This is a genomic window from Acetobacter sp., from assembly GCF_052102375.1.
Lineage (GTDB): Bacteria > Pseudomonadota > Alphaproteobacteria > Acetobacterales > Acetobacteraceae > Acetobacter.
Genome location: NZ_JBQDXI010000012.1, coordinates 64,780 through 85,589, shown reverse-complemented (window position 1 = coordinate 85,589; position 20,810 = coordinate 64,780). Strand labels below are relative to the sequence as shown.

Here is a 20,810-nt window from a genome sequence, read left to right as displayed (position 1 = left end):
GACTTTTTCATAATCTAACCCGATGTACAACCCTTCTGTGAGATTTCCGCGTTGAGGCTCAGGTAGGCAGAAATAGCAAACAGAGCAAAGAAGTAGAGTGCGAGAAACACCATCAGGCGGAAAGCCCAGAAGGTTACAAAAACATTCGGAAGAATGTCGGGCTTCGTTTCTTCTACAACCTGATCAAGCGCTGCTGCCGGGATGGCCGTGACGTCCTGATTGGGGGCGTGGCGGGTGGCAAGAAAACCAAAACCCATATCGCTTTCATGAGCATGAAAAATATCAAGATCAGACTGCTGGTGTGTTTCACCGTAACGGCGTAGGGCTGATACGGCTTCAATACCAGAGCGGATGCGGGGGCCAGCAGCGTCCTGTAATTCATGCAGGCCTGTAATGGGTGTATTAAACTCGTGTGTGATAAGCGGCGTTAAAACGAATGGAACACCAATTTCAAAATGGTTTTCCTGTTTTGCATCATCAGGAAGAGCTGCAAGAATCCATGGCTCATATGGCGGTTTGCTGGTGTGCCAGAGGCCTTCAATCGCCGCAATTTTGGTTGGCTGTTTTTCATAATCCATACGGCCGAGAACGTCACCAAGAGTAATGACAGCAACAGTAGAGATAATGCCAAACAGGGCTGCCATACGGAAGGAGCGCGCTGCAAACTCTTTGTTTTGACCGCGTAGAATATAGAAAGCACTAATGCCCATAACAAATAACGCTGCGGAAACATATCCAGCAACGGATGTATGAACAAATTTAGATTGTGCATCAGGGTTAAAGACAACGCTGACAAAGCTGTCAAACTGCATGCGCATGGTGTCTGGGTCAAAATGCGCACCTTCGGGCACATTCATGCTGGCGTTTGCTACCAGAATCCACAACGCAGAAAGGTTGGAGCCAAGTGCTACCAGATAGGTGATGGCCAAGTGGGCAGGTTTGCTCAGACGGTCCCAGCCAAAAAACATCAGGCCTACAAAAGTTGATTCCATAAAGAAGGCCATAAGCCCTTCAATGGCGAGCGGCGTGCCAAACATATCCCCGAAGAAGCGAGAATACATGGACCAGTTGGTGCCAAATTCGAATTCCATGGTAATGCCGGTTGCGACACCAATGGCGAAGTTGATTCCAAAAAGTTTGCCCCAGAACTGGGCCATGTCTTTATAAACTTTGCGTCCGGTCACCACATATACGGTTTCCATGGCGGCAAGCATAAAAGTGAGCCCCAGCGTAAGTGGGACAAACATGAAGTGATACAATGCGGTCAGTGCAAACTGAAAACGCGAAAGATCAACAACAGTTGGGTTGATAAGATCCATTTTAAAAACCTTTACTAAGAAGAAAAAACCAGAAAAAATTTGTCAGATCATGGTTTTTTCTCCTCGCTGGGGCAGAAGGTACCATCCTGAATACGGAGCACTCTTGTCATGAAAGGCAGGACTGCTGGCCTATGCGTCATGCAGAGCAAGGTAGCATCCGGTCTGGCTGCTATGAGCTGCTCAAGCAAATGCTGCTCGGTTATGGCATCAAGTCCTTCTGTGGGTTCATCCAGAATAATCCATGGTGTTTTGCGCAAAAGTGCCTGAGCAATACTCAGGCGTTTGGCCTGACCACCGGAAAGCTGCAAACCCTCATCTCCCACAAAACTGTCCAGACCATTGGGGGCTGTTGACAGAAAGTCGGCCAACTGCGCGGTATGGAGCGCAGCTCTCATGTCTTCTTCTGTGGAGGCCGGGTTTGCAAAAAGAAGATTGTCCCGTAAGGTGCCGTTGAACAGGTGAAAGTCCTGCCCAGCAACGCTTATGATCTGTGCTAGCTCTTCAGGCGTATGTGTATGCACATCACTACCCCCTAATAGAATACGGCCTGATTGAAGGGGATAAAACCCAAACAGTATGCTGATCAGGCTGCTTTTTCCGCATCCTGACGGGCCTGTGATGGCAACACGTTCGCCCTGTTTCACGCAGAGTGTAGCATGATGGAAAATATCGTTCTCCTGACCGGAGTAACGGAAACAGATAGTTTCAAACTGAAGGGATGAATGATCCAGAAATGTTGTTTTTTCAGAGTTATTTTTTGTAACCTCACCCGTCGAACAGGCCTCTTCAAGACGTTTAATCGCAAGGTGGACTTGAGCAAGCGTTCTCTGCGCCGTGGGGAGGGGAGACATGACATCAAAAGCAGCCAACCCGCCCAGAACCAGCATAGGAACTTCCGGGAGGGTAAGAAGATGGGACTGAAAGCCCTTGACTGCAAAAAAAAGAATGCAGAGCGTTGTAAGTGTTGAGCAAAATGCAATGAGGCTGCGCGCACCATTTTCCCAAGCAGTGAGGCGCCGTTTTGTTCCAGATAAATCAGCCTGAAACTGCATGATAAGGCCCTGCTGGTGAAAGCTGGCGCCCAGCGACAAGCTTTCCCCTATGGAGGTAATGGTGTCTGTCAGTTCACTCTGAATGCGGCTTTGCGTTTCTGATAGACGAGCAGTCAAAGTAACACACTGTGCTTTTATGGCACGCGCTATAAGAGTGCCGGTTAGAAGGCCAGCTGCAAGAGAGATCGCACAGCTAAAAGAGAAAAATGCTGTAAGGGTAATAAAAAATACACTGCAAACGAATGCCCTTATGAAGGGAATCAGCACATCTGTGTAATATTGTCCTGCACTATCGGTGTCAGTGACAAAGCGGGTGAGGAGGTCCCCACCGCGTTGTGCGTGTAAAATGGCGGGTGCCTGCGGAGCAATGCGGCCGTAACAGGCAACCCGCAACTTACCTATGATGCGGAGTGCACTGTCATGCGTAACAAGCCGCTCCCCATACCGGGCGAGAATACGCATCATGGCAAAGAAACGTACGCCGGTTGCGGGTAACACCATATTGAAGGCCTGTTTTGCAGACAGACCGGCTAAGCCTGCGCAGGCAGCACCAGCTAGTAGCCAGCCTGATAAAAACAGAAGACCAAAATTGGCTAAAGCTGCAAGACAAGCCAGAATGGCACCTAAGGCAAGTTGGCGCTTTGCTGCATGGGATAACGTGGAAAAGGCACGGAATAGGGTCATGCTACAGCCCTTTCACGTAATGATGTCACATGGCCTTGTGAGACATACAGCACCTGATCTGCACCGTTGATGAGGGTGTCCTGATGTGTGGCTGCAATAACAATGCAGTCACGGGCGCAACGGCTCAGGGTTTGCGTAATGCTGGTAGCGCTTTCGCTATTCAGGTGTGCTGTTGGCTCATCCACGCACAGTATGTCCGGTTTTCTTAAAAGGGCACGTGCAAGAGCTAATCTTTTCAGTTGTCCACCTGAAAAATTGGCCCCTCTTTCCCCCACCTGTGTTTCGAACCCTTGTGGAAGGGATTGAATGAAGGACAGAATATCAGCCTGCTCGGCCACATAGTGTAGATCGGCCAAGGATGCATGCGGCGCGGCAATACGTAGATTCTCCGCAATGGTACCAAAAACAAGAAGCGGGCGTTGTGGCACCCACGCCATCCGACAGTTGTGTAATGCTATGGTCTGCCCATTCTGAGCAAATGCTGTACAGGTGCCGGAAGATAATGGAAGGAAACCAAGAATGGCACGCAGGAGAGTCGTTTTTCCTGCGCCACTTTCCCCCACCAAAACTGAAAGTTGGCCTTTGTAGAATGTTGCGGTGACATGGTTGACTTGCCCTGTTTTGCCAGAGGCATATCCGGCAGACAGCATATGACAGGTGAGCGCTGTTACGGTGTTGGCGTGTTTGGAATATTCAATGCCATAACGTGGCGCGGCATAGGCCGGGAGAGAGAACAGATCCGCCAAACGTTTTGCAGCAGCATTGGCATTTTGTCTTGCATGATAGCTGGCAGAAAACGCCCGCAGTGGCATAAAATATTCTGGTGCTAGCAACAGGACGAGGAAAGCAGACCGAAAATCTGCGGTGCCAGACAGCAGGCGCGCACCAAAAATGACAGCAACCAGAGCAATGGAGAGGCTGGCAAAAAACTCCAGAACAGCAGAGGTAAGAAACGCAATACGCATGACTGAAAGTGTTGCCCGCCGATGCGCCTCGGTTTGGGCGGTCATTGCTTTTATGCTGTTCTGAGTTTGTGCAAATAGCCTGACGGTGCGCAACCCTTTCAGATAGTCCATGAAGCTGGACCCCATAAGCACCAGTTGCACCCATTGGCGGTCCATGACGCTTTGTGCGCTATACCCGACCAGAGCCATAAAAAGCGGTATCAGAGGGCCTGTGCAGGCCAGAACCACAAAACTCCACCCGTCCAGAGTAAAAACACGTGCCAGAATAAAGAGCGGTAAAACCACCATCATGGCAGCCCGTGGAATATACTGGGCAAAATAGGGCTCAAGGGCCGTAGTGGCCTCCGTCAGAGTGGTAACAAGTTGCCCTGTGGGTTGCATAGCGCACCCAACTGGCCCAGCGCGAAAGAGTTGCTTTAGCCCGTCTTGTTGAACAGATGTGCTAATACGTAGCCCGGCTTCTGCGCCAGCCATGTCTGCCAACCATTGCAGAACCAGAAATCCTGCACTGGAAGCAATTATTTTAAAAAACTCACCTTCGACCGAGACAAGTGCTCTGCCTTGAAAAGTGAGATCGTCGACAAGGTGGGCGAGTAACGAGAGCTGCCAGACAAACAACACGGCTGCGGCGCTGCCTAAGGTAACCGATGCACCAAACAGGCCTCTGGCCCGACGGGTGAGCCCCGAAAGCTGCCACTGTGTTTGAGACTGTGAGGACTGCATGGAATGCGCCTGACCCTGCATAAAGCGCTGGAAAGCATCACAACACTTTATTGAAAAAATAAAGTATTGGGAAATATTCATAAAAACATTAAGTGTCAAGCGACCTGATGGTTTTTGATCAACTTTAAGAGATCTCGAAATGTCAAAATACAATGAGGAATGTTTATAAAAACACGTAAAAACAAATGGTTGCGTTTTATTTCGACAAAAAAGAAAGGCAGCTATGATGCTGCCTTATACTTTATCAAAAACTTTAAGTAATGAGGGTGGTTTAGCGGAGACTCTGCCAGATCATATAGCCTGCAACGCAGAAGATGACTGCCGCAAAGAAGAGGGTCAGGGTGCCTTTAGAGCGTGCCATGCGCCGTGCAACCTGTGTGCCTAATACGCTACCAATGGCACCCCCTAAAATAAACAGGGCGGCAAGTTGCCAGTCTATGTAACCGGAAATCATGTAACTGAGTGCTGTGCTGAAACCAAAAGCTGAGACAGCAACAAGAGATGTGCCAACAGCGTTCAGAATAGGCATGCCGGTTGAGGCAATGAGCCCCGGCACAATGAGAAAGCCGCCGCCGATACCAAAAAAGCCGGAAAGTAGGCCGGTGCCAAGGCCGAAACCGGCTACTTTTCCAGCGTTGTTGCGGTTGCAGCTGGCGCCGGGACATCCCTCATTGCGTCGGCCGCGAATCATAATGATGGCAACACCAATCATGAGGACGGCGAAGCAAAGGAGAAGGTGTTTACCATCTACGGCCTTGCCGGCGGTTGCGCCAAGGAAAGCCCCGATAATGCCGCAGGATGCATAGATTGCTGCACAGCGCCACTTGACGGTGTGGGCGCGTGCGTGCTGCGCAAGCCCCACTAACGCGTTGACCGCAACAGCCAGAGCACTCGTGCCCAATGCAACATGGGGGTTTGTAACGCCCACCAGATAAACCATGAGGGGCACAGCAAGAATGGAGCCACCCCCACCAATCAGCCCCAAGGTAAAGCCCACTAACATACCGGAAAATATTTCTAGAATGGTATGAAGAAAAGACGCTGACATATTGTGGGCCTAGTGTGGGAAGGAATTAAAACCAAATAATCAGAGTTTATTGATAGGGATTTTTATATAACTCACGCCATTATCTTCTGGTTCAGGCATGTGGCCGCCCCGCATATTGATCTGCACAGAGGGCATGATCAGGTTGGGGAGAGACAGCTTGGCATCGCGCGTTGTGCGCATCTGCACGAACTCGTCTTCCTGTGCGCCGTCATGCACATGAATATTGCCAGCGCGTTCAGCGCCAACCGTTGTTTCCCACGCAAATGTATCGCGTCCCGGTGCCTTATAGTCGTGGCACAGGAAAAGGCGTGTCTGATCAGGGAGGCTGAGGAGGCGGCGAATGGAGCGGAACAACATGCGGGCATCGCCGCCCGGAAAGTCTGCTCTGGCGGTGCCGTAATCGGGCATGAACAGGGTGTCACCAATAAAGGCGGCATCCCCGATAATAAAGGCCATGTCCGCAGGAGTGTGGCCCGGAACATGCAGGGCTATGGCGTCCAGTGTGCCAACCTTGAACTGGTCTCCGTCATGGAAAAGATGGTCGAACTGTGACCCATCGCGCGCAAAGGGAGTGCCTGCGTTGAAGATTTTGCCAAAAACTTCCTGAACCCGCACGATATCTGCACCGATGCCGAGTTTGCCGCCCAGTTGTTCCTGTAGCCAAGGGGCTGCGGACAGATGGTCAGCGTGGGCATGGGTTTCAAGCTGCCATGCAACGCTCAGCCCTTCGGCTTTGACATAGGCGACAATCTGCTCGGCAGAAGTATGTTTGGTGCGGCCTGATGCGGCCTCATAGTCCAGCACGCTGTCGATAATGACGGCTGTTTTTGTGCTGGGGTCATGCACCACATGGCTGGCAGTGAAGGTGGTTTCGTCAAAAAAAGTTTTGACAATAGGTTTGAGGCCGGGCTCGCGTTCGGCTTTCAGAATTTGAGCTGTTGCCGTGGCCAGAGGCGAATCCGTCATCTTTGGCGCCTTTACAGTTTAAGATTTAATATAAATGTGTATATCATATTTCATTAAATACGAAACCATCTTGCGTCAAGCACACCAATCCGCTTAAGAACGCTTTATGAGCGACAGTAATTTGGACTCCTGCCCCCTTTATCACTCGCGGGCCATTCTGCAGATTGGTGACTCCGCGCCGGATTTTATGGCACGCACCACACATGGTGACCTGACTTTCAGTGCGTTACAGGGGCATTGGGTTCTGCTGTTTGCGCATCCAGCTGATTTTACACCGGTCTGCACAAGTGAGTTCATAGCGCTTGCGCGTGCTGAGCCACAGTTCCGGGCTTTGAATTGCGCCCTTGTCGGGGTGTCTGTTGATAGCTTGCCGTCTCATCTGGCGTGGGTCGAGGCTATTCGGACGCAGTTTGGTGTGACCATACCCTTCCCGATTGTGGAAGACCCTTCCATGTCTATCGCCCGTGCTTACGGTATGCTGGACATGACGGCCCAAAGCAGTGTGACGGTACGCGCTGTGTATGTCATTGACCCTGACGGCATTGTACAGGCCATTAGCTGGTACCCTCCAACCGTTGGGCGCTCCGTGCAGGAGTTGTTGCGTCTGGTTCAGGCGCTACAGCGCGTGGCTCAGGATGGGGTCATGACTCCAGAAGGCTGGCAGGTGGGGCAACCGGTCATAACGCCTATTCAACAGACACAACAGGCGGTGGCAGCCGCTGGTCCTGCATGGTTTATGGATTTATCTCAGGGCTCTAAGGCATGACCCCGCTTTCACTTGAGGAAGCAAAACAGCTTGTTGAGCGCCTGAAGCTTTTTGCTCAGCCCCAGCGTCTGATTATTGTTGATGCCCTGTTGCGTGGACCACTTGCCGTGAGTGAGCTGGAAGCCAAAACCGGTATTGGCCAACCAACACTCAGCCAGCAGCTTGGCACATTACGTCGGGCTGACATTATTGCGCCCCGGCGCGAATCTCGTGCCATTTATTATAGCCTGACAAATGAAGAAGAAGTCTTGCGGGCCCGCGCTCTGATCGGTCTTTTACGTGAGGACAAGGCCGCTATTCCGCTGGCGCAGCGGATGGCTGAACAACGGGCGGCGATTACCTCTCCTCCTAAAAAACACGTTGAGAGTGGAGCGCAGTTTGCCTATATTCGCCCGCCTTCACAGGCCAGCGAGCCCTGATAGAGTAACGCTGGTTCAGGCTTGAAACGCCAGCAATAAAAAGCCCCTGAAATTTAGAGAATTTTATAGTATGCCATTGGAAATATGGCACCACTATGCCTGCCGTGTTTGTAAAACTTTTTCGTTCTGTAAAATCATATTTCCTGCAAACGCAGGGCTAGACCCGCTGCACGAGACGGTGTTTGTTATTGCGAGAACATGAACACCCCTTAAAACGGTGAGGAGCAGACACACGCATGGCAAACATCAGCCCATTGGCAGGACATAAGCTACCCGCAGCAGATCTGGCCGATATTCCCGCTCTTCTGGCAGCTTATTATGACCGCAAGCCAGACCCTGCCATTTCAACCCAGCGTGTGGCGTTTGGAACATCGGGCCATCGTGGTTCACCGTTGCATACCAGCTTTAATGAAAACCATATTCTTGCGATCTGTGAGGCTATTGCCCGCTACCGCAAGGCGGAAGGCATTGATGGCCCGCTTTTTCTGGGCATAGATAGCCATGCCGTATCAGCGCCGGCTCAGCGGAGTGCGCTGGAGGTTCTGGCTGCGCATGGTATTGCAGTGCATATTGATCAGGCAGACGGTTACACACCAACACCTGTCATCTCTCATGCTATTCTTACCTATAATAAAGGCCGTACCACGGGTCTGGCTGATGGTATTGTGGTCACACCCTCTCACAACCCGCCTATTGATGGTGGGTTTAAATACAATCCATCCCATGGTGGCCCGGCTGATACGGCTATTACAAAAGCCATTCAGGACATGGCGAACGGATTTCTGGCAGATGGCCTGAAAGACGTAAAACGGCTGAGTTATGAAGAGGCACTCAAACAGCCCTGCATTACCAAATACGACTTTGTTACGCCGTATGTGGCGGACCTTGAGTCTGTTATTGATATGGCGGCTATTCGGGACGCAAAAGTCAGGATTGGTATTGATCCGCTCGGTGGTGCTGCTGTGGATTACTGGCAGCGGATTGTGGACCATTACGGCCTGAACGCCACTATTGTGAGCAACGAAGTTGATCCGCAGTTTGGCTTTATGACGGCAGACTGGGATGGCCAGATCCGTATGGATTGCTCTTCCCCTTATGCCATGGCGCGGCTGATTAATCTGGGTTCAGAATTTGATGTCGCTTTTGCGAATGATACGGATGCAGACCGTCACGGCATTGTGGCGCAACCTGATGGGCTGCTGAACCCTAACCACTATCTGGCAGTTGCAATTTCCTACCTGTACCAGAATCGCCCGCAGTGGAGCAAAGACCTAGGTATTGGTAAAACACTGGTGAGCAGCAGCCTGATAGACCGTGTTGCGGCAGAACTTGGCCGTAAACTGGTTGAGGTTCCGGTTGGGCTGAAGTGGTTTGTGCCCGGCCTTATGGATGGGTCACTAGGTTTTGGTGGTGAGGAAAGTGCAGGCGCCACCTTCCTGCGGCGTGATGGTACGGTTTGGACAACGGATAAGGACGGCTTGATCCTGAGCCTTCTTGCTGCGGAAATTACAGCCAAAACAGGTAAAAACCCAAGCCAGCATTACCACGAGATCAGTGCGCGGCTGGGCACACCCTACTATCAGCGCATAGATGCTGCGGCGACACCGGACCAGAAAGCAAAGCTTTCCAAGCTGTCTCCTGAGCAATATCCGGGGGATACGCTGGCGGGTGAGGCTATTACAGCCAAGCTGACCAAGGCTCCCGGCAATGGGGCAGCGATTGGCGGTTTGAAGGTGACCACACAAGATGGCTGGTTTGCGGCCCGTCCATCCGGCACGGAAGACGTGTACAAGATTTATGCTGAAAGCTTTAAAAGCCCTGAACATTTGAAAGAAATTCAGGAAGAAGCGCAGGCAGTTATTAGTCAGGTTCTGTCGGCTTAAGATCGTAAATTTGCACCCTCACGGCTTTTGCTGTGGGGGTAAGCAAGATTTGCGCGGCTAAGAGAAAAATTATGAGCATCTGGTCTGCGGAGTAAGATGCAGAGCCGCGCGGTTGTCTGGGCGAAGGTGGAATCTTCACACTGCCAAAAATAAAATTCTTACAGCAAGAATACTGTATTTTGGGGAGTAATAAGGTGGTGTCCGCGACGGGATTCGAACCCATGGCCCCAGGATTCATACCACTTCGGCTTTCACCGCCCCGCCTTTGCGTGTGCAAAAGCGTGTTCGTGGTCTGGACTGTCCCTTTGCCTTAGGCCGTATGGCCCTTAGGCATCGCCCATCCAGTCTCTACACCTTCCGGCCTTTTCAGGCGCGGCTTGGCTCGGGATTGGCACGACCCAAGAGGGTCAGAGCGTTCCCCGACTTTGAGCGAATACACCATGGGGTTTCCCGTCATGGCGCCCAATTACATTAGGAATCCTGTGCTCTATCCTGCTGAGCTACGCGGACACACCGGCCCTGCTTATACCAGACAGGTCTGTGGCGGCAAGAGCGCTTAATAGCGCCGTGCTGCGCGCGCCGCTTTAGCGCATAGGGTTGCAACATGGCGCTTGCATAAGAGTTCGTCTGGCGCGCCAGTCTGTTTGCAGGCCAATTCAAGCGCCTGCGTGTCCTGTAGGGCTTCTGTTAGTGCCGAGAGAGACCAGAGGTCCAACGCACGGTTAAACCCTGCGGTCCGTTTAAAGAACACAGGGGGGCGGAGTGCTTTTACAGCTTCCGTCCGGCTTTCTCCATCAGCCATAGCTGCCCGCACACGGCGCAGACGGTGTAAATGGCTGAGAAAAGCACGGGCAATTGTGATGGGGCTGGTGCCTTCAGCCAAGGCCCGCTCTATGGCCAGATCAGCATCGGCTCTGCGTCCTTCTGTGGCGGCAAAGGCGGCATCTTCTATAGATACGCTACCAGCATCCCCAATGCAGGCCCGGGCATCATCCAGTGTCAGGGTTCCAGTGTCTCCGGCATAGAGCGCCAGTTTCTCAACCTCACTGCGTGCAGCCCCTCTGTCTGAGCCTAAACGCCCTGTCAGCCAGTGCAGGGCATCCTGCTCTATACGGACATGATGCGCGCTAAGCATTTGCGTAATGGTGCCTTCTAGTGTGCGCCCTTCTTCAGGGTAACATCCTACGCTTGCGCAATCCTGTCGCTTTTCGAGCAGGGCACGTAGCTTTGAGCGAGAAGGAAGGCTGGGCGCTTCCAGAATGACCAATGTGTCTGTCGGGGCGTCAAGTAGGGTTGTTACAGCTTTAAGTAAGCTGTCAGAGGCATCCCGTACACGCACAACACGACGACCACCCATGAGGGAGAGGGCTGTGGCCTCCTCTTCCAGCCTGTCGTGTGTTTCCTTGTCCAAAACGGCAACGCGGAACGGGTCGTCAGTGGAACCGGCAATCTGGCGTGTGGCGTCCTGCGCCCGTTCACGGATCAGGCCAGTATCTTCTCCATGCAGCAGGATAACGCGCCACGCTCCGGGGTCTTTTGTGACACGGGAGAGGGAGCGTGCGTCAATTTTCATGGTTCAGCCCAAGTTTCATGCAGGGGTCTGGCGCAACCCTGCATTGGTGCAGCCTGACTGTTACAGAGCGCCAGCGCTTGGTGCGCCGCGCCCAGTCGCCATATCGGGAATAGCGTCAGCACCTTCTTCTTCCATCGGGGACTGCTTCTCGGAATCAGGTATGGCGTTGGGGGTCGGGTAGTAGGTTTTTGGCCCTTGTGCGCGTTTGACAGAGGGGGCGGCGTGGGTTCGGAACCACGTGGCAACCTGTTGTGTTATCTGCTCGGCTAATGCCTGCGTAACGCGTCCGATTGCGGTCTCGCTATTCAGGGTTTGTGCAAAATACTGTTCGTACAGGGCGCTGTAGCCGTCCATGCTACTGGCATCCCCTTCAGCCAAGAGTTTGGGGTTTTGCTCAACAGTGAAAAGCCGCCAATGGGCATGAGCATTGATACGAATACGGCCAGAGGTATTGTCCGCATGAATATCAATGGCTTCCTGCCCGATGTTGGGCTGAGCATAAAGGGTGTAGCCGTCCGGGTTTTCGGGGCCGTCACCTGCCATATTCTGCTGAAGGGCCAAACGCATTAACTGGCCGCTCCGCTCAGGAATATTGGCAACATAAACCCGCTTCAGTTCGTCTTCCACCGGCACGGTATTCTTGGCACCCTGCGTGCCATAGAGCGGCTGAAACCCGCAGCCACTAAGGGCTACAGGCACCACAAGCAGCGGCAGGGCTGTAAAAGAACGGGCCAGAGCAGCGCGAAAAGAGCGGGAGTGGGACATCAGCCTGCCGTTACAAAGTTAACAATGCGGTTAGGCACATGTACCCGTTTGACAATCCGTTTGCCTTCCAGCAACCGGGCCACGTTGGGCTCGGCTTCGGCGCGGGCGACCACGGCATCTTTGTCTTCATCCGGCGCAGCTTCAATCGTACCGCGCAGCTTACCCATGATTTGCACAGCAATGGTGACTTGGGTTGCAGCCAGCAGGGATGGTTCTGCTTCCGGCCAGGGCTGTTGAACAACCATGGGTGCACCCGGCTCAAGCTGGGAGAACATTTCTTCTGCCAGATGCGGCATCATGGGGGCGGATAGCAGGCACAGGGTGCGGGCAGCTTCACGGCGGGCAAAAGCCATGCCTGTTGCATCAGCCGTTTTTTCTGCGTCTGCCAGAGCGGATGTCAGTTCATGCAGGCGGGCAACCGCCACATTGATGGCAAAGCTTTCCAATGCTTCCGTAACGGCGGCAATGGTGCGGTGGGTTGCGCGGCGCAGGGCATCTGCCTGCGCGGCAATATCAGCCGGGCAGGTGTCCTGCGCGGGGACGGTTTCCGCAACTGTACGGACCAGACGGAAAAGGCGCTGTGCAAAACGGGCTGCCCCGGCAACGCCTGCTTCCGTCCATTCCATGTCGCGTTCCGGTGGGCTGTCGGAAAGGACGAACCACCGGGCCGTATCAGCACCAAAGCGCTCAATAATGGCAACCGGAGCCACCGTATTGCGCTTGGATTTGGACATTTTCTCTACACGCCCAACGGTTACGGGTTCATCCGTCCCACGTTTGGTGGCCGTGTCACCTTTACGCTCTACTTCTTCCGGATACAGCCAGTTGCCTGCGGCATCCTTATAGCTTTCGTGGCTGACCATGCCTTGCGTAAACAGACCGGCAAATGGCTCGCTTACGTTCAGGTGGCCGGTTTTCTGCATGGCTTTGGTAAAGAAGCGCGCATAGAGCAGGTGCAGAATGGCGTGTTCAATGCCGCCAATATACTGGTCTACGGCCAGCCAGCCATCTGCGGCATCCCGCACGGTGGGGGTGTCTGCTTTTGGTGCCGTAAAGCGGGCAAAATACCATGAGCTATCGACAAATGTGTCAAACGTGTCGGTCTCACGCGTAGCGGGTTTGCCGCATTTGGGGCAGTCAACATGCTTCCATGTCGGGTGGTGGTCCAGCGGGTTGCCCGGCTTATCAAACGTGACATCTTCCGGCAGTTTGACCGGTAGCTGTGCGTCTGGCACGGGCACTGCACCGCACTCTTCACAATGAATAACCGGAATAGGGCAGCCCCAGTACCGCTGGCGGGAAACACCCCAGTCACGCAGGCGCCAGTTGGTCACCCCTTTGCCAACGCCCAGACCTTCAAGGCGGGCAATGGCTTCACGCCGGGCGTCTTCCGTGCTCAACCCATCCAGAAAGCCTGAATTGATCATGGTGCCATCACCGGTAAAGGCATTTTTGGTAATGGCGAAGTCTGCGGCATCCTTACCCGGTGGCAGCACCACAGGGGTTACCGGCAGGGAATATTTGTGCGCGAAATCAAGATCGCGCTGATCCCCAGACGGGCAGCCAAACAGGGCACCCGTGCCGTAATCCATCAGCACAAAATTGGCGATCCAGATTGGAAAGCTTTTATCAAGGAACGGGTGGTTAACGCGCAGGCCTGTATCAAAGCCACGTTTTTCAGCCGTTTCTACTGCTTCTACGGATGTGCCCAGACGGCGGCATTCTGCAATGAAGTCTGCTGCTTCCGCATTCTGCTGCCCGACCCATGCCGCTAGCGGGTGATCCGGGGCGATAGCAAGGAAAGACATGCCAAACAGGGTGTCTGGTCGTGTGGTGAAGACCTCAAGCGCATTGAGGTTGGTGTCCAGCCCGGCCGGGGGTTGATGAAGGGAGAACGTGACATGCGCCCCTTCTGAGCGGCCAATCCAGCGTTCCTGCATGGTGCGGACACGGTCTGGCCAACGGTCAAGGCTCTTCAGGCCGTCCAGCAGGTCTTCTGCAAAATCGGTGATTTTCAGGAACCACTGAGAGAGTTTTTTCTTCTCAATCGGTGCGCCTGAGCGCCAGCCGCAGCCATCTACAACCTGTTCGTTCGCCAGAACGGTCTGGTCCACCGGGTCCCAGTTGACCCAGCTTTCCCGGCGTTCCACCAACCCTGCCTGCATAAAGTCCAGAAACAGCTTCTGCTGCTTGCCGTAATAGTCTGGAAGGCAGGTGGCAATTTCACGGTCCCAGTTCAGGGAGAACCCAAGGCGCTGGAGCGTGGTGCGCATGGCCGCAATATTATTGAGCGTCCATTCCTGCGGGTGAACGCCGCGTTCACGCGCGGCATTTTCTGCAGGAAGGCCAAAGGCATCCCACCCCATGGGGTGCAGAACAGCGTAGCCACGGGCCCGTTTGTAACGGGCAACAACGTCCCCCAGTGCATAATTGCGGACATGGCCCATGTGCAACTGGCCGGAGGGGTAGGGGAACATCTCCAGCACATAATATTTGGGACGGTCGGCCGGGGGAACATCCGGCACGGTAAAGACACTCGCCTGATCCCACGCCTTCTGCCAGCGGGGTTCGACAGAATCGAAATCATAAGATGTGGCAGAAGGAGCCGCTGTGGCTGGTGTGTTGGCAGGCTGTGTCATGGAACTCGTACAAATGAAGAGAGAGAATTAGGGAGCGCTGAAAAACCGGGCTGGATTAGTTGTCCCGGTTGCCGTTGTCAGCACGCAGCTTGCGGGCACGGGACAGGATGCGTGCCCCAATGTCAGACGCCGTATTGCCTGCGGCTGGTGTATCGACCCACTCCGTCCCCTGCTTGACCTGGCGGAAAACGGACAGGCGCAGGGCGTCTGACCGCAGGCGGCGGTCAAGAATGAAGGCCGTAATTTTGAAGCGTTCATCATGTGCTGCGGGTGGTGTGTACCAGTCCGTCAGGATAATACCGCCCTCGGCATCCGCTGTGGCAACAGGCATGAAGGAGATGGTGTCCAGCGTGGCGCGCCAGAGATACGCGTTGACCCCGCCTTTCAGCTTGTCCTCACCACCTGATGCACCGCGGTCTTCTGCCATAAGGTGGTTGCGTGGGGCTGTGAGGTCACCCACAGATTTGGGAGCGCTTGAGCAGGCGGACAAAGCGGCCAGACCCAGCAGGGCTGCGGTGGGAAGCCAGGACATGCCGCGCAGTGACTGTGCGGCAGAACCGGAGGCGGAACGGCAGGGCATAAGACGACGTGGCATAATGTCGGTACGGCTCCTTCGGCGCGGGGCGTCGATATTTCCAGTCCTGCCTTTAGTCTGTTTTCAGGCCAGGCACCGGTTCGTGGTCACAGGGGTCTTACCTGCCTTCATATCGTGTCGGGGCAGTCCCGCCAAGCGTCTGCGTGCGTAAGGCGAATAACCGTGGTCTGGTTATGGGTTTGTGACCGGAACACAGGGCATGCCCTGCTGCCGCAGGCTTGTGCAGATTGTGCTGGTTTGCTCGGGCGGAAGCCCAGCAAGCCGGGTACGCCATACGGGGTGCGCAGCCCCGGCAGGAGAGATCAGATCAATCTGGCTGACGGCGTTTGCGAGGGCTGTGGAGCTTTGCCGGGCCAGTGCCGTGGCACGCAGGGCGCGGTCCTGCGTGGAGAACGCACCAATCTGAATACTGGCGGCATAGGTTGCGGCATTATCCTGCCGCCATATGGCGGCAGCCGCCGGGGCAGCATAAGCGGGCGCGGTTGAGGCTGGCTGTGCATAGCCCGTAGCCGGTGTGGGTGTATCAGCCGAGGAGACAGCAATGGCGCCGTCTGCGCCATTATAGGGTGTGGGTGCCGCAATGCTGTCATCAGGCAAAGGGGGCGCTGTGCCTGCTGCATAGTGCGGCGCAGAAGCCGGAACCGAGGTTTCCGCCACAACTTTGACCGGTGGCGTGGGCGCTGGCGCATACGCAATCTGGGTAGGTTGCAGCATGGCGGGCACGGGGTCATTTAGGTGGGGCTTGATGGCCGCCATGTAAGTCTTGGCGTAATCAGGCAGTGCGGTGCCACGCGTCCGGTGGTTTTCTGCACATTGAGGGCCACAGTTATAAGCCGCCAGAAATTGCGGCGAGCCAAAGCGGTCATACAGCTCACGAATATAGCCGCTGCCCGCCATGATATTATCGTGCGGGTCATACGGGTCTGAGCCCAGACTGTAGCGTTGCGCCAGCTCGTAATATGTTGCGGGTTTTATTTGCATAAGCCCCACAGCGCCATGAACCGAGCGCACTTTACGGCCACGAATATACTGGTGCCCACCAGACTCCTGCTGCATGACAGCGCGGATCCAGGATTGTGGGATGGAAAACCGATTGGAGGCTTCCTGAATGTAGTTGCTCCACTGGTTGACGCTGGAGCCTGCCACTGGTGTGCGCACAACCGGTTGGCTTGCGCAGGCGGATAAAACTGCCAGCCCAGCGACCGAGAGCGCGGTCACAACACGGGGCATGCCCCTGCTGGCGCGCTGTTTTTCACACACAGTTTTCATGGAGCTGTAATTTGCCCGCGTTGGCCGCGGGATGCAATCTGCCAGACAGGAGGATTTACATGCCTGCCCGGTATTTTTAGCAGGATTTATGGCGCGGGAGTTGTGGGTTACCGCTCACGCTTTGTGCAATATCCTGCATCAGGTCCGGGTTGGTACGCCGTATTTGCCCGGCGCGCAGAATGCTGGCAGCGGAGGCACCTGTGCCACCAGAAGCCCACTGCTCCATAAATTGCAGGTCGGACAGGCTGGTGGCCCCATGCTGGCGCAGGGCGCGGTGGGCTGCAAGGCTGCACAAAGTAGAGCGAAGTTTAGTGGGCTGCATGGCTGAAAAACGATTCATGGTTCTAAGTCTGTGAATAAGGTGCAAACCTAGAGCATTACGAATATGTCATTTTCAAGGGCGCTTGATAACACTTTCTATTGATGCCTTGTGTGCCGGGCCTTAGCGCTTCTGTTTTTCCTGCAAAATGCGTGCGCCCAACGACTCCAGGGCAGCCCGTAACGGGCTCTCTTCCATATCTGGCACAACACAACTTGGTGCAGGCCGCAGGCTTTTACGGCGGGTGGACGTGGTCAGACGGACTCCGGCCTGTGGGTCCTGCACAAAACGGAGTCGGGTTACCAGAGTATGGCCGCACCAGGTGTTGATACGGGCTATAAGTGTACTGCTGAGATGTTGTAACTCCATGGCAACCGGCCCGGCACAGGCAATGGTCAAGGTGCCAGCGCTTAGTTTGCTGGGCGTGGTTACGGCGGCATGGGCAGGCCCCATAATATCCGCCCAATCCGTAAAAACCTGAACACTGGCCGGGGAGCGGCGGCGGAAGGCTGGCGCCGTGACTGCTGGCAGCAGGGACGCAAGGCTGCGCGCGGCAAATGCCCGCTTGGGGGGAGGGGGCGGCGGTTCAGTCTTGCTGCGGCTAGGGCGTGTGGGGGTGGCTGGTTTGGTACGCGGGGTGGTGTGCGCAGTCTGACCCATCTTGCCGGGGGCACTCTCCTTCGTCATAACGTCCTCCGTGACACTCCCATCTGCCCACCTCCTGCTTGATTGGTATGACCGCCACCGGCGTGTGCTGCCGTGGCGTTCTGGCCCAGACCAGAGCGCAGACCCTTACCATGTCTGGCTTAGTGAAATCATGCTCCAGCAGACAACGGTTAAAGCGGTTGGTCCGTATTATCATCGTTTTCTGGAGAAATTTCCAACAGTTAACGCACTGGCCGCTGCGGAACGCGATGATGTGCTGGCTGCATGGGCAGGGCTTGGCTATTACTCCCGTGCCCGCAACCTGCATGCCTGCGCGCAACAGGTGGTAAAGCTTGGGGGTTTTCCCCGAACTGTGGAGGGCTTGCGGGCTCTGCCGGGGATAGGAGCTTATACAGCCGCCGCTGTGGCTGCCATTGCGTTTGGTGTGCCCGTTGTGCCGGTGGACGGCAATGTGGAGCGTATTACCGCCCGCCTGTTTGCCGTGCAGGAGCCTCTTCCGGCTGCGCGTAAGGCCTTGGCCCAACTGGGTGCAAGCCTGAATGCGGATAAAGAGGCCAAGGCCCGCCCGTCCGATTTTGCACAGGCGTTGTTTGATCTGGGTGCGTCTCTCTGCTCGCCTCGCTCTCCCGCATGCGGGCTGTGCCCGTGGCAACAGGGATGTGCCGGGTATAAAGCAGGGCTGGCAGAAACCCTGCCACGCCGCTCGCCCAAAGCGGAAAAGCCTGTGCGCTACGGGGTGCATTTTCTGGTGATGGATGAAGCGGGTTCTGTCCTGCTGCGTAAAAGGCCAGAGACAGGCCTCCTTGCCGCCATGACAGAACTGCCGGGAACAGAATGGCGCAGTACCCCGTGGTCTGGGGCTGAAGCCCTTGAACACGCGCCCCTTAAAGCAGACTGGCTGCCATGTGGTGATGTGCGCCATGTTTTTACGCATTTTACGCTGGAAGTCAGTATTTACGCAGTAAAGGTCAAACGGTTTTCAAACCAGATTGCCCAGATCGGCTTTCTGACGCCTGTTGACGCAGTGGAAACACTGTCACTGCCGTCTGTTATGGTCAAATGTTTCAGGTCAGGTTTAAAAACCCTTGGGGTTTGAACACGTTCTCTTTGCGTCTCGCACGGCACGGGGTTTGCTGACAGCGCTTATATAACCCGGTGCAACAGGCAGCTATGCGCCGGGTTTTAGAAAGGTTTTTTATGGTTTTTCATCATATTCCGCCGCGTAAACGCCCAGACGGAGCTGCCCGCGCTGCAAACCGCCCCGGCATATTGCTGCTGAACCTTGGAACACCGGATGATACCGGATATCGGTCAGTGCGGCGGTATTTGTCTGAATTCCTGTCTGACCGGAGGGTTATAGAAGGCTCACCTGTGCTGTGGCAGCCTATTTTGCAGGGCATTGTGCTCACGGTCCGGCCCGGCAAAAGCGGCAAAGCCTATGAGCGGATCTGGGATAAAGCACGGAACGAGAGCCCCTTGCGCGGCTATACCCGCAGCCAGTCAGAAGCACTGGCCCAGCGCTTTGCTGCTGAGGATGTGCCCGTTACATGGGCCATGCGGTACGGTAAGCCCTCTGTGGCTGTGGGGCTGAAAGAACTGATGGAGCACGGGTGTGACCGCATTTTGGTCATGCCGCTGTACCCGCAATATAGCGCTACCACCACAGCCACCGCCAATGACCAGTTTTTCCGGGTCCTTATGAAAGTACGGAACCAGCCTGCTGTCCGTACTCTGCCAGCCTTTCCGGATCATCCTGCTTATATAGACGCCTTGGCGGCCTCCATTCAGGATGGTGTGGCGCACCTGCCCACTCCTCCGCAGATGATTGTGGTGTCCTTCCACGGCTTGCCGCAGGAGTATGTCGATAAAGGGGACAGCTATCAGGCGGACTGCATCCGCACCATGGAGGCCCTTCGTGCTAAACTGGGTATGACGGCAGAGACTTTGGTTCTCACCTTCCAGTCCCGTTTCGGGCCGACCAAGTGGCTGGAACCCTATACTGCTCCGTTTGTAGAAGCCCTGCCGGAAAAAGGCGTGAAAAACATCGCCGTCATTACGCCCGGTTTTATGGCCGACTGTATTGAGACACTGGACGAAATAGGAAACGAAGTAAGGGATGAGTTTCTGGCAAAAGGGGGAGAGACCTTCACCCTCATCCCATGCCTGAATGACAGCCCTGCCTGCATAGACCTGTTGGAGCAACTGGCCCGGCAGGAACTGTCTGGTTGGCTATAAGGGTGCGCCTCCTCGGGCGGACAGTTTAGTCAGACTGATGTGCTGCGGGGTGGCTTGATAACAGGCCGCTCCGTTTTTGTGGGAAAAAGGCAGGGAGCTATGGCCGCACAGCGCCAGCATTCCGGCTTACGGGCTTTACACACATAGCGCCCTTGTAAAATCAGCCAGTGGTGAGAGTCTCTTATTATGTCTTGGGGAATACGGTGTTCGAGGGCGGCTTCCACGGCTTCCACCGTTTTGCCACGGCCTAGTCCCGTCCGGTTGGCTAGCCGAAAGACATGAGTATCCACTGGTACTGTGGGCTGATTGAAGGCAACATTCAAAACCACATTGGCAGTCTTGCGGCCCACGCCAGCAAGGGCTTCCAGTTCTTCCCGTGTACCGGGCACTGTGCCGCCATGCCGTTCCAGCAATTGGCGGGAGAGCGTTACCACGTTCTTTGCCTTGTTCCGCCATAGCCCGATGGTGCGAATAAGCGCGCCAACGCCCTCATCCCCCAAAGCGGCCATGGCTGCGGGCGTAGGGGCCGCAGCAAACAGGGCAGGGGTTACTTTATTAACCGAAGCATCCGTTGCTTGAGCAGAGAGAACAACGGCAACTAATAAAGTAAAAGGTGAAGAATAGTGTAACTCTGTTTCCGCATCTGGCCAGGCCTGCGCAAGATCTTTGAGGAAGGTTCGAATTTCTTCCGGCTTCATGTCGCGCGGCGCCTGTGTTGCTGGCACAGTTTTGGGTGCTGTGGCCTTGGCGGCTTTGGTTGCTTTAGACGGCGCACGTTTAGCCGTAGCTTTTGGGGCTGCCGTGCTGGCGGCGGAAGTTTTACGGGTGCGGGTAGGGCGGGGGGCATCAACCATGGGGGTCTTGTATCCCGTTTGCCCGAGCGGCGTCTATGCTGCGGCAGGCGTGGTAACGTGTTTGCCAAAA

At 54.9% G+C, this 20,810-nt stretch carries 17 protein-coding genes and 1 pseudogene; 5 read left to right on the top strand and 13 right to left on the bottom strand.

All coding sequences use genetic code 11. The features are described from left to right. Nucleotides 1-41: 41 nt before the first annotated feature. The 5 genes and pseudogenes from ACTIDN_RS07390 to ACTIDN_RS07370 all read right to left on the bottom strand — a co-directional run. Nucleotides 42-1,319, bottom strand: a pseudogene (locus tag ACTIDN_RS07390) (cytochrome ubiquinol oxidase subunit I); the annotation flags it as partial. Nucleotides 1,320-1,366: 47 nt separating this feature from the next. Continuing rightward, nucleotides 1,367-3,055 carry a thiol reductant ABC exporter subunit CydC gene (gene cydC / locus ACTIDN_RS07385; RefSeq protein ID WP_441376550.1) on the bottom strand — a complete coding sequence of 563 codons (1,689 nt, stop codon included), beginning with the start codon at nucleotides 3,053-3,055 and terminating at the stop codon, nucleotides 1,367-1,369. Then, nucleotides 3,052-4,743, bottom strand: a complete 1,692-nt coding sequence (gene cydD, locus ACTIDN_RS07380) for a thiol reductant ABC exporter subunit CydD (RefSeq protein WP_441376549.1) — start codon at nucleotides 4,741-4,743, stop codon at nucleotides 3,052-3,054. The genes cydC and cydD overlap by 4 nt, the downstream gene beginning before the upstream one ends. Before the next feature lie 271 nt (nucleotides 4,744-5,014). Then, entirely contained in the window at nucleotides 5,015-5,791 is a 777-nt protein-coding gene (locus tag ACTIDN_RS07375; RefSeq protein WP_415508696.1) for a sulfite exporter TauE/SafE family protein, read from the bottom strand. A gap of 39 nt (nucleotides 5,792-5,830) precedes the next feature. Then, nucleotides 5,831-6,757 carry an MBL fold metallo-hydrolase gene (locus ACTIDN_RS07370; RefSeq protein ID WP_415508697.1) on the bottom strand — a complete coding sequence of 309 codons (927 nt, stop codon included), beginning with the start codon at nucleotides 6,755-6,757 and terminating at the stop codon, nucleotides 5,831-5,833. 106 nt (nucleotides 6,758-6,863) lie between these two features. Here ACTIDN_RS07370 and ACTIDN_RS07365 point away from each other — a divergent pair, with 106 nt between their 5' ends. The 3 genes from ACTIDN_RS07365 (at nucleotide 6,864) to pgm (ending at nucleotide 9,825) form a co-directional block, all read left to right on the top strand. Continuing rightward, entirely contained in the window at nucleotides 6,864-7,523 is a 660-nt protein-coding gene (locus ACTIDN_RS07365; protein WP_415508698.1) for a peroxiredoxin, read from the top strand. Next, nucleotides 7,520-7,942, top strand: a complete 423-nt coding sequence (locus tag ACTIDN_RS07360; protein ID WP_441376548.1) for an ArsR/SmtB family transcription factor — start codon at nucleotides 7,520-7,522, stop codon at nucleotides 7,940-7,942. Before ACTIDN_RS07365 ends, ACTIDN_RS07360 begins: the two co-directional genes overlap by 4 nt. 236 nt (nucleotides 7,943-8,178) lie before the next feature. After that, nucleotides 8,179-9,825: a phosphoglucomutase (alpha-D-glucose-1,6-bisphosphate-dependent) gene (gene pgm, locus ACTIDN_RS07355; protein ID WP_441376547.1), complete on the top strand. Its 1,647-nt coding sequence runs from the start codon at nucleotides 8,179-8,181 to the stop codon at nucleotides 9,823-9,825. Between the two features lie 556 nt (nucleotides 9,826-10,381). Here the strand turns inward: pgm and holA are convergent. The 7 genes from holA to ACTIDN_RS07320 form a co-directional block, all read right to left on the bottom strand. Then, on the bottom strand, nucleotides 10,382-11,398 hold the full coding sequence (holA, locus tag ACTIDN_RS07350) for a DNA polymerase III subunit delta (protein ID WP_441376546.1): 1,017 nt from the start codon (nucleotides 11,396-11,398) through the stop codon (nucleotides 10,382-10,384). A gap of 60 nt (nucleotides 11,399-11,458) precedes the next feature. Beyond that, a complete protein-coding gene (locus tag ACTIDN_RS07345; RefSeq protein ID WP_441376545.1) occupies nucleotides 11,459-12,163 on the bottom strand; it encodes a hypothetical protein in 705 nt (234 codons plus the stop codon). Then, nucleotides 12,163-14,802: a leucine--tRNA ligase gene (gene leuS / locus ACTIDN_RS07340; RefSeq protein WP_441376544.1), complete on the bottom strand. Its 2,640-nt coding sequence runs from the start codon at nucleotides 14,800-14,802 to the stop codon at nucleotides 12,163-12,165. Before leuS ends, ACTIDN_RS07345 begins: the two co-directional genes overlap by 1 nt. A gap of 55 nt (nucleotides 14,803-14,857) precedes the next feature. Further along, the gene (locus ACTIDN_RS07335) at nucleotides 14,858-15,397 is read right to left on the bottom strand and encodes a DUF3576 domain-containing protein (protein ID WP_441376543.1); all 540 of its coding nucleotides are present in this window, start codon (nucleotides 15,395-15,397) and stop codon (nucleotides 14,858-14,860) included. Nucleotides 15,398-15,568: 171 nt separating this feature from the next. Beyond that, nucleotides 15,569-16,627, bottom strand: coding sequence for a transglycosylase SLT domain-containing protein (locus ACTIDN_RS07330; RefSeq protein ID WP_441376542.1), 1,059 nt, complete (start codon nucleotides 16,625-16,627; stop codon nucleotides 15,569-15,571). Nucleotides 16,628-16,742: 115 nt separating this feature from the next. Further along, nucleotides 16,743-17,006 (bottom strand): hypothetical protein, encoded by a 264-nt coding sequence (locus ACTIDN_RS07325; protein WP_415508706.1) that lies wholly within the window; start codon nucleotides 17,004-17,006, stop codon nucleotides 16,743-16,745. A 102-nt stretch (nucleotides 17,007-17,108) separates the two neighbouring features. Next, the gene (locus tag ACTIDN_RS07320; RefSeq protein WP_441376541.1) at nucleotides 17,109-17,672 is read right to left on the bottom strand and encodes a DUF721 domain-containing protein; all 564 of its coding nucleotides are present in this window, start codon (nucleotides 17,670-17,672) and stop codon (nucleotides 17,109-17,111) included. 10 nt (nucleotides 17,673-17,682) lie between these two features. On the opposite strand from ACTIDN_RS07320, the gene mutY reads away from it, so the two are divergent. Beyond that, the gene (gene mutY / locus ACTIDN_RS07315; protein ID WP_441376540.1) at nucleotides 17,683-18,747 is read left to right on the top strand and encodes an A/G-specific adenine glycosylase; all 1,065 of its coding nucleotides are present in this window, start codon (nucleotides 17,683-17,685) and stop codon (nucleotides 18,745-18,747) included. A 101-nt stretch (nucleotides 18,748-18,848) separates the two neighbouring features. Continuing rightward, a complete protein-coding gene (gene hemH / locus ACTIDN_RS07310) occupies nucleotides 18,849-19,886 on the top strand; it encodes a ferrochelatase (RefSeq protein WP_441376539.1) in 1,038 nt (345 codons plus the stop codon). Nucleotides 19,887-19,915: 29 nt separating this feature from the next. Here hemH and nth read toward each other — a convergent pair whose 3' ends face one another. Continuing rightward, a complete protein-coding gene (gene nth, locus ACTIDN_RS07305) occupies nucleotides 19,916-20,740 on the bottom strand; it encodes an endonuclease III (protein WP_441376538.1) in 825 nt (274 codons plus the stop codon). Nucleotides 20,741-20,810 lie beyond the last annotated feature (70 nt).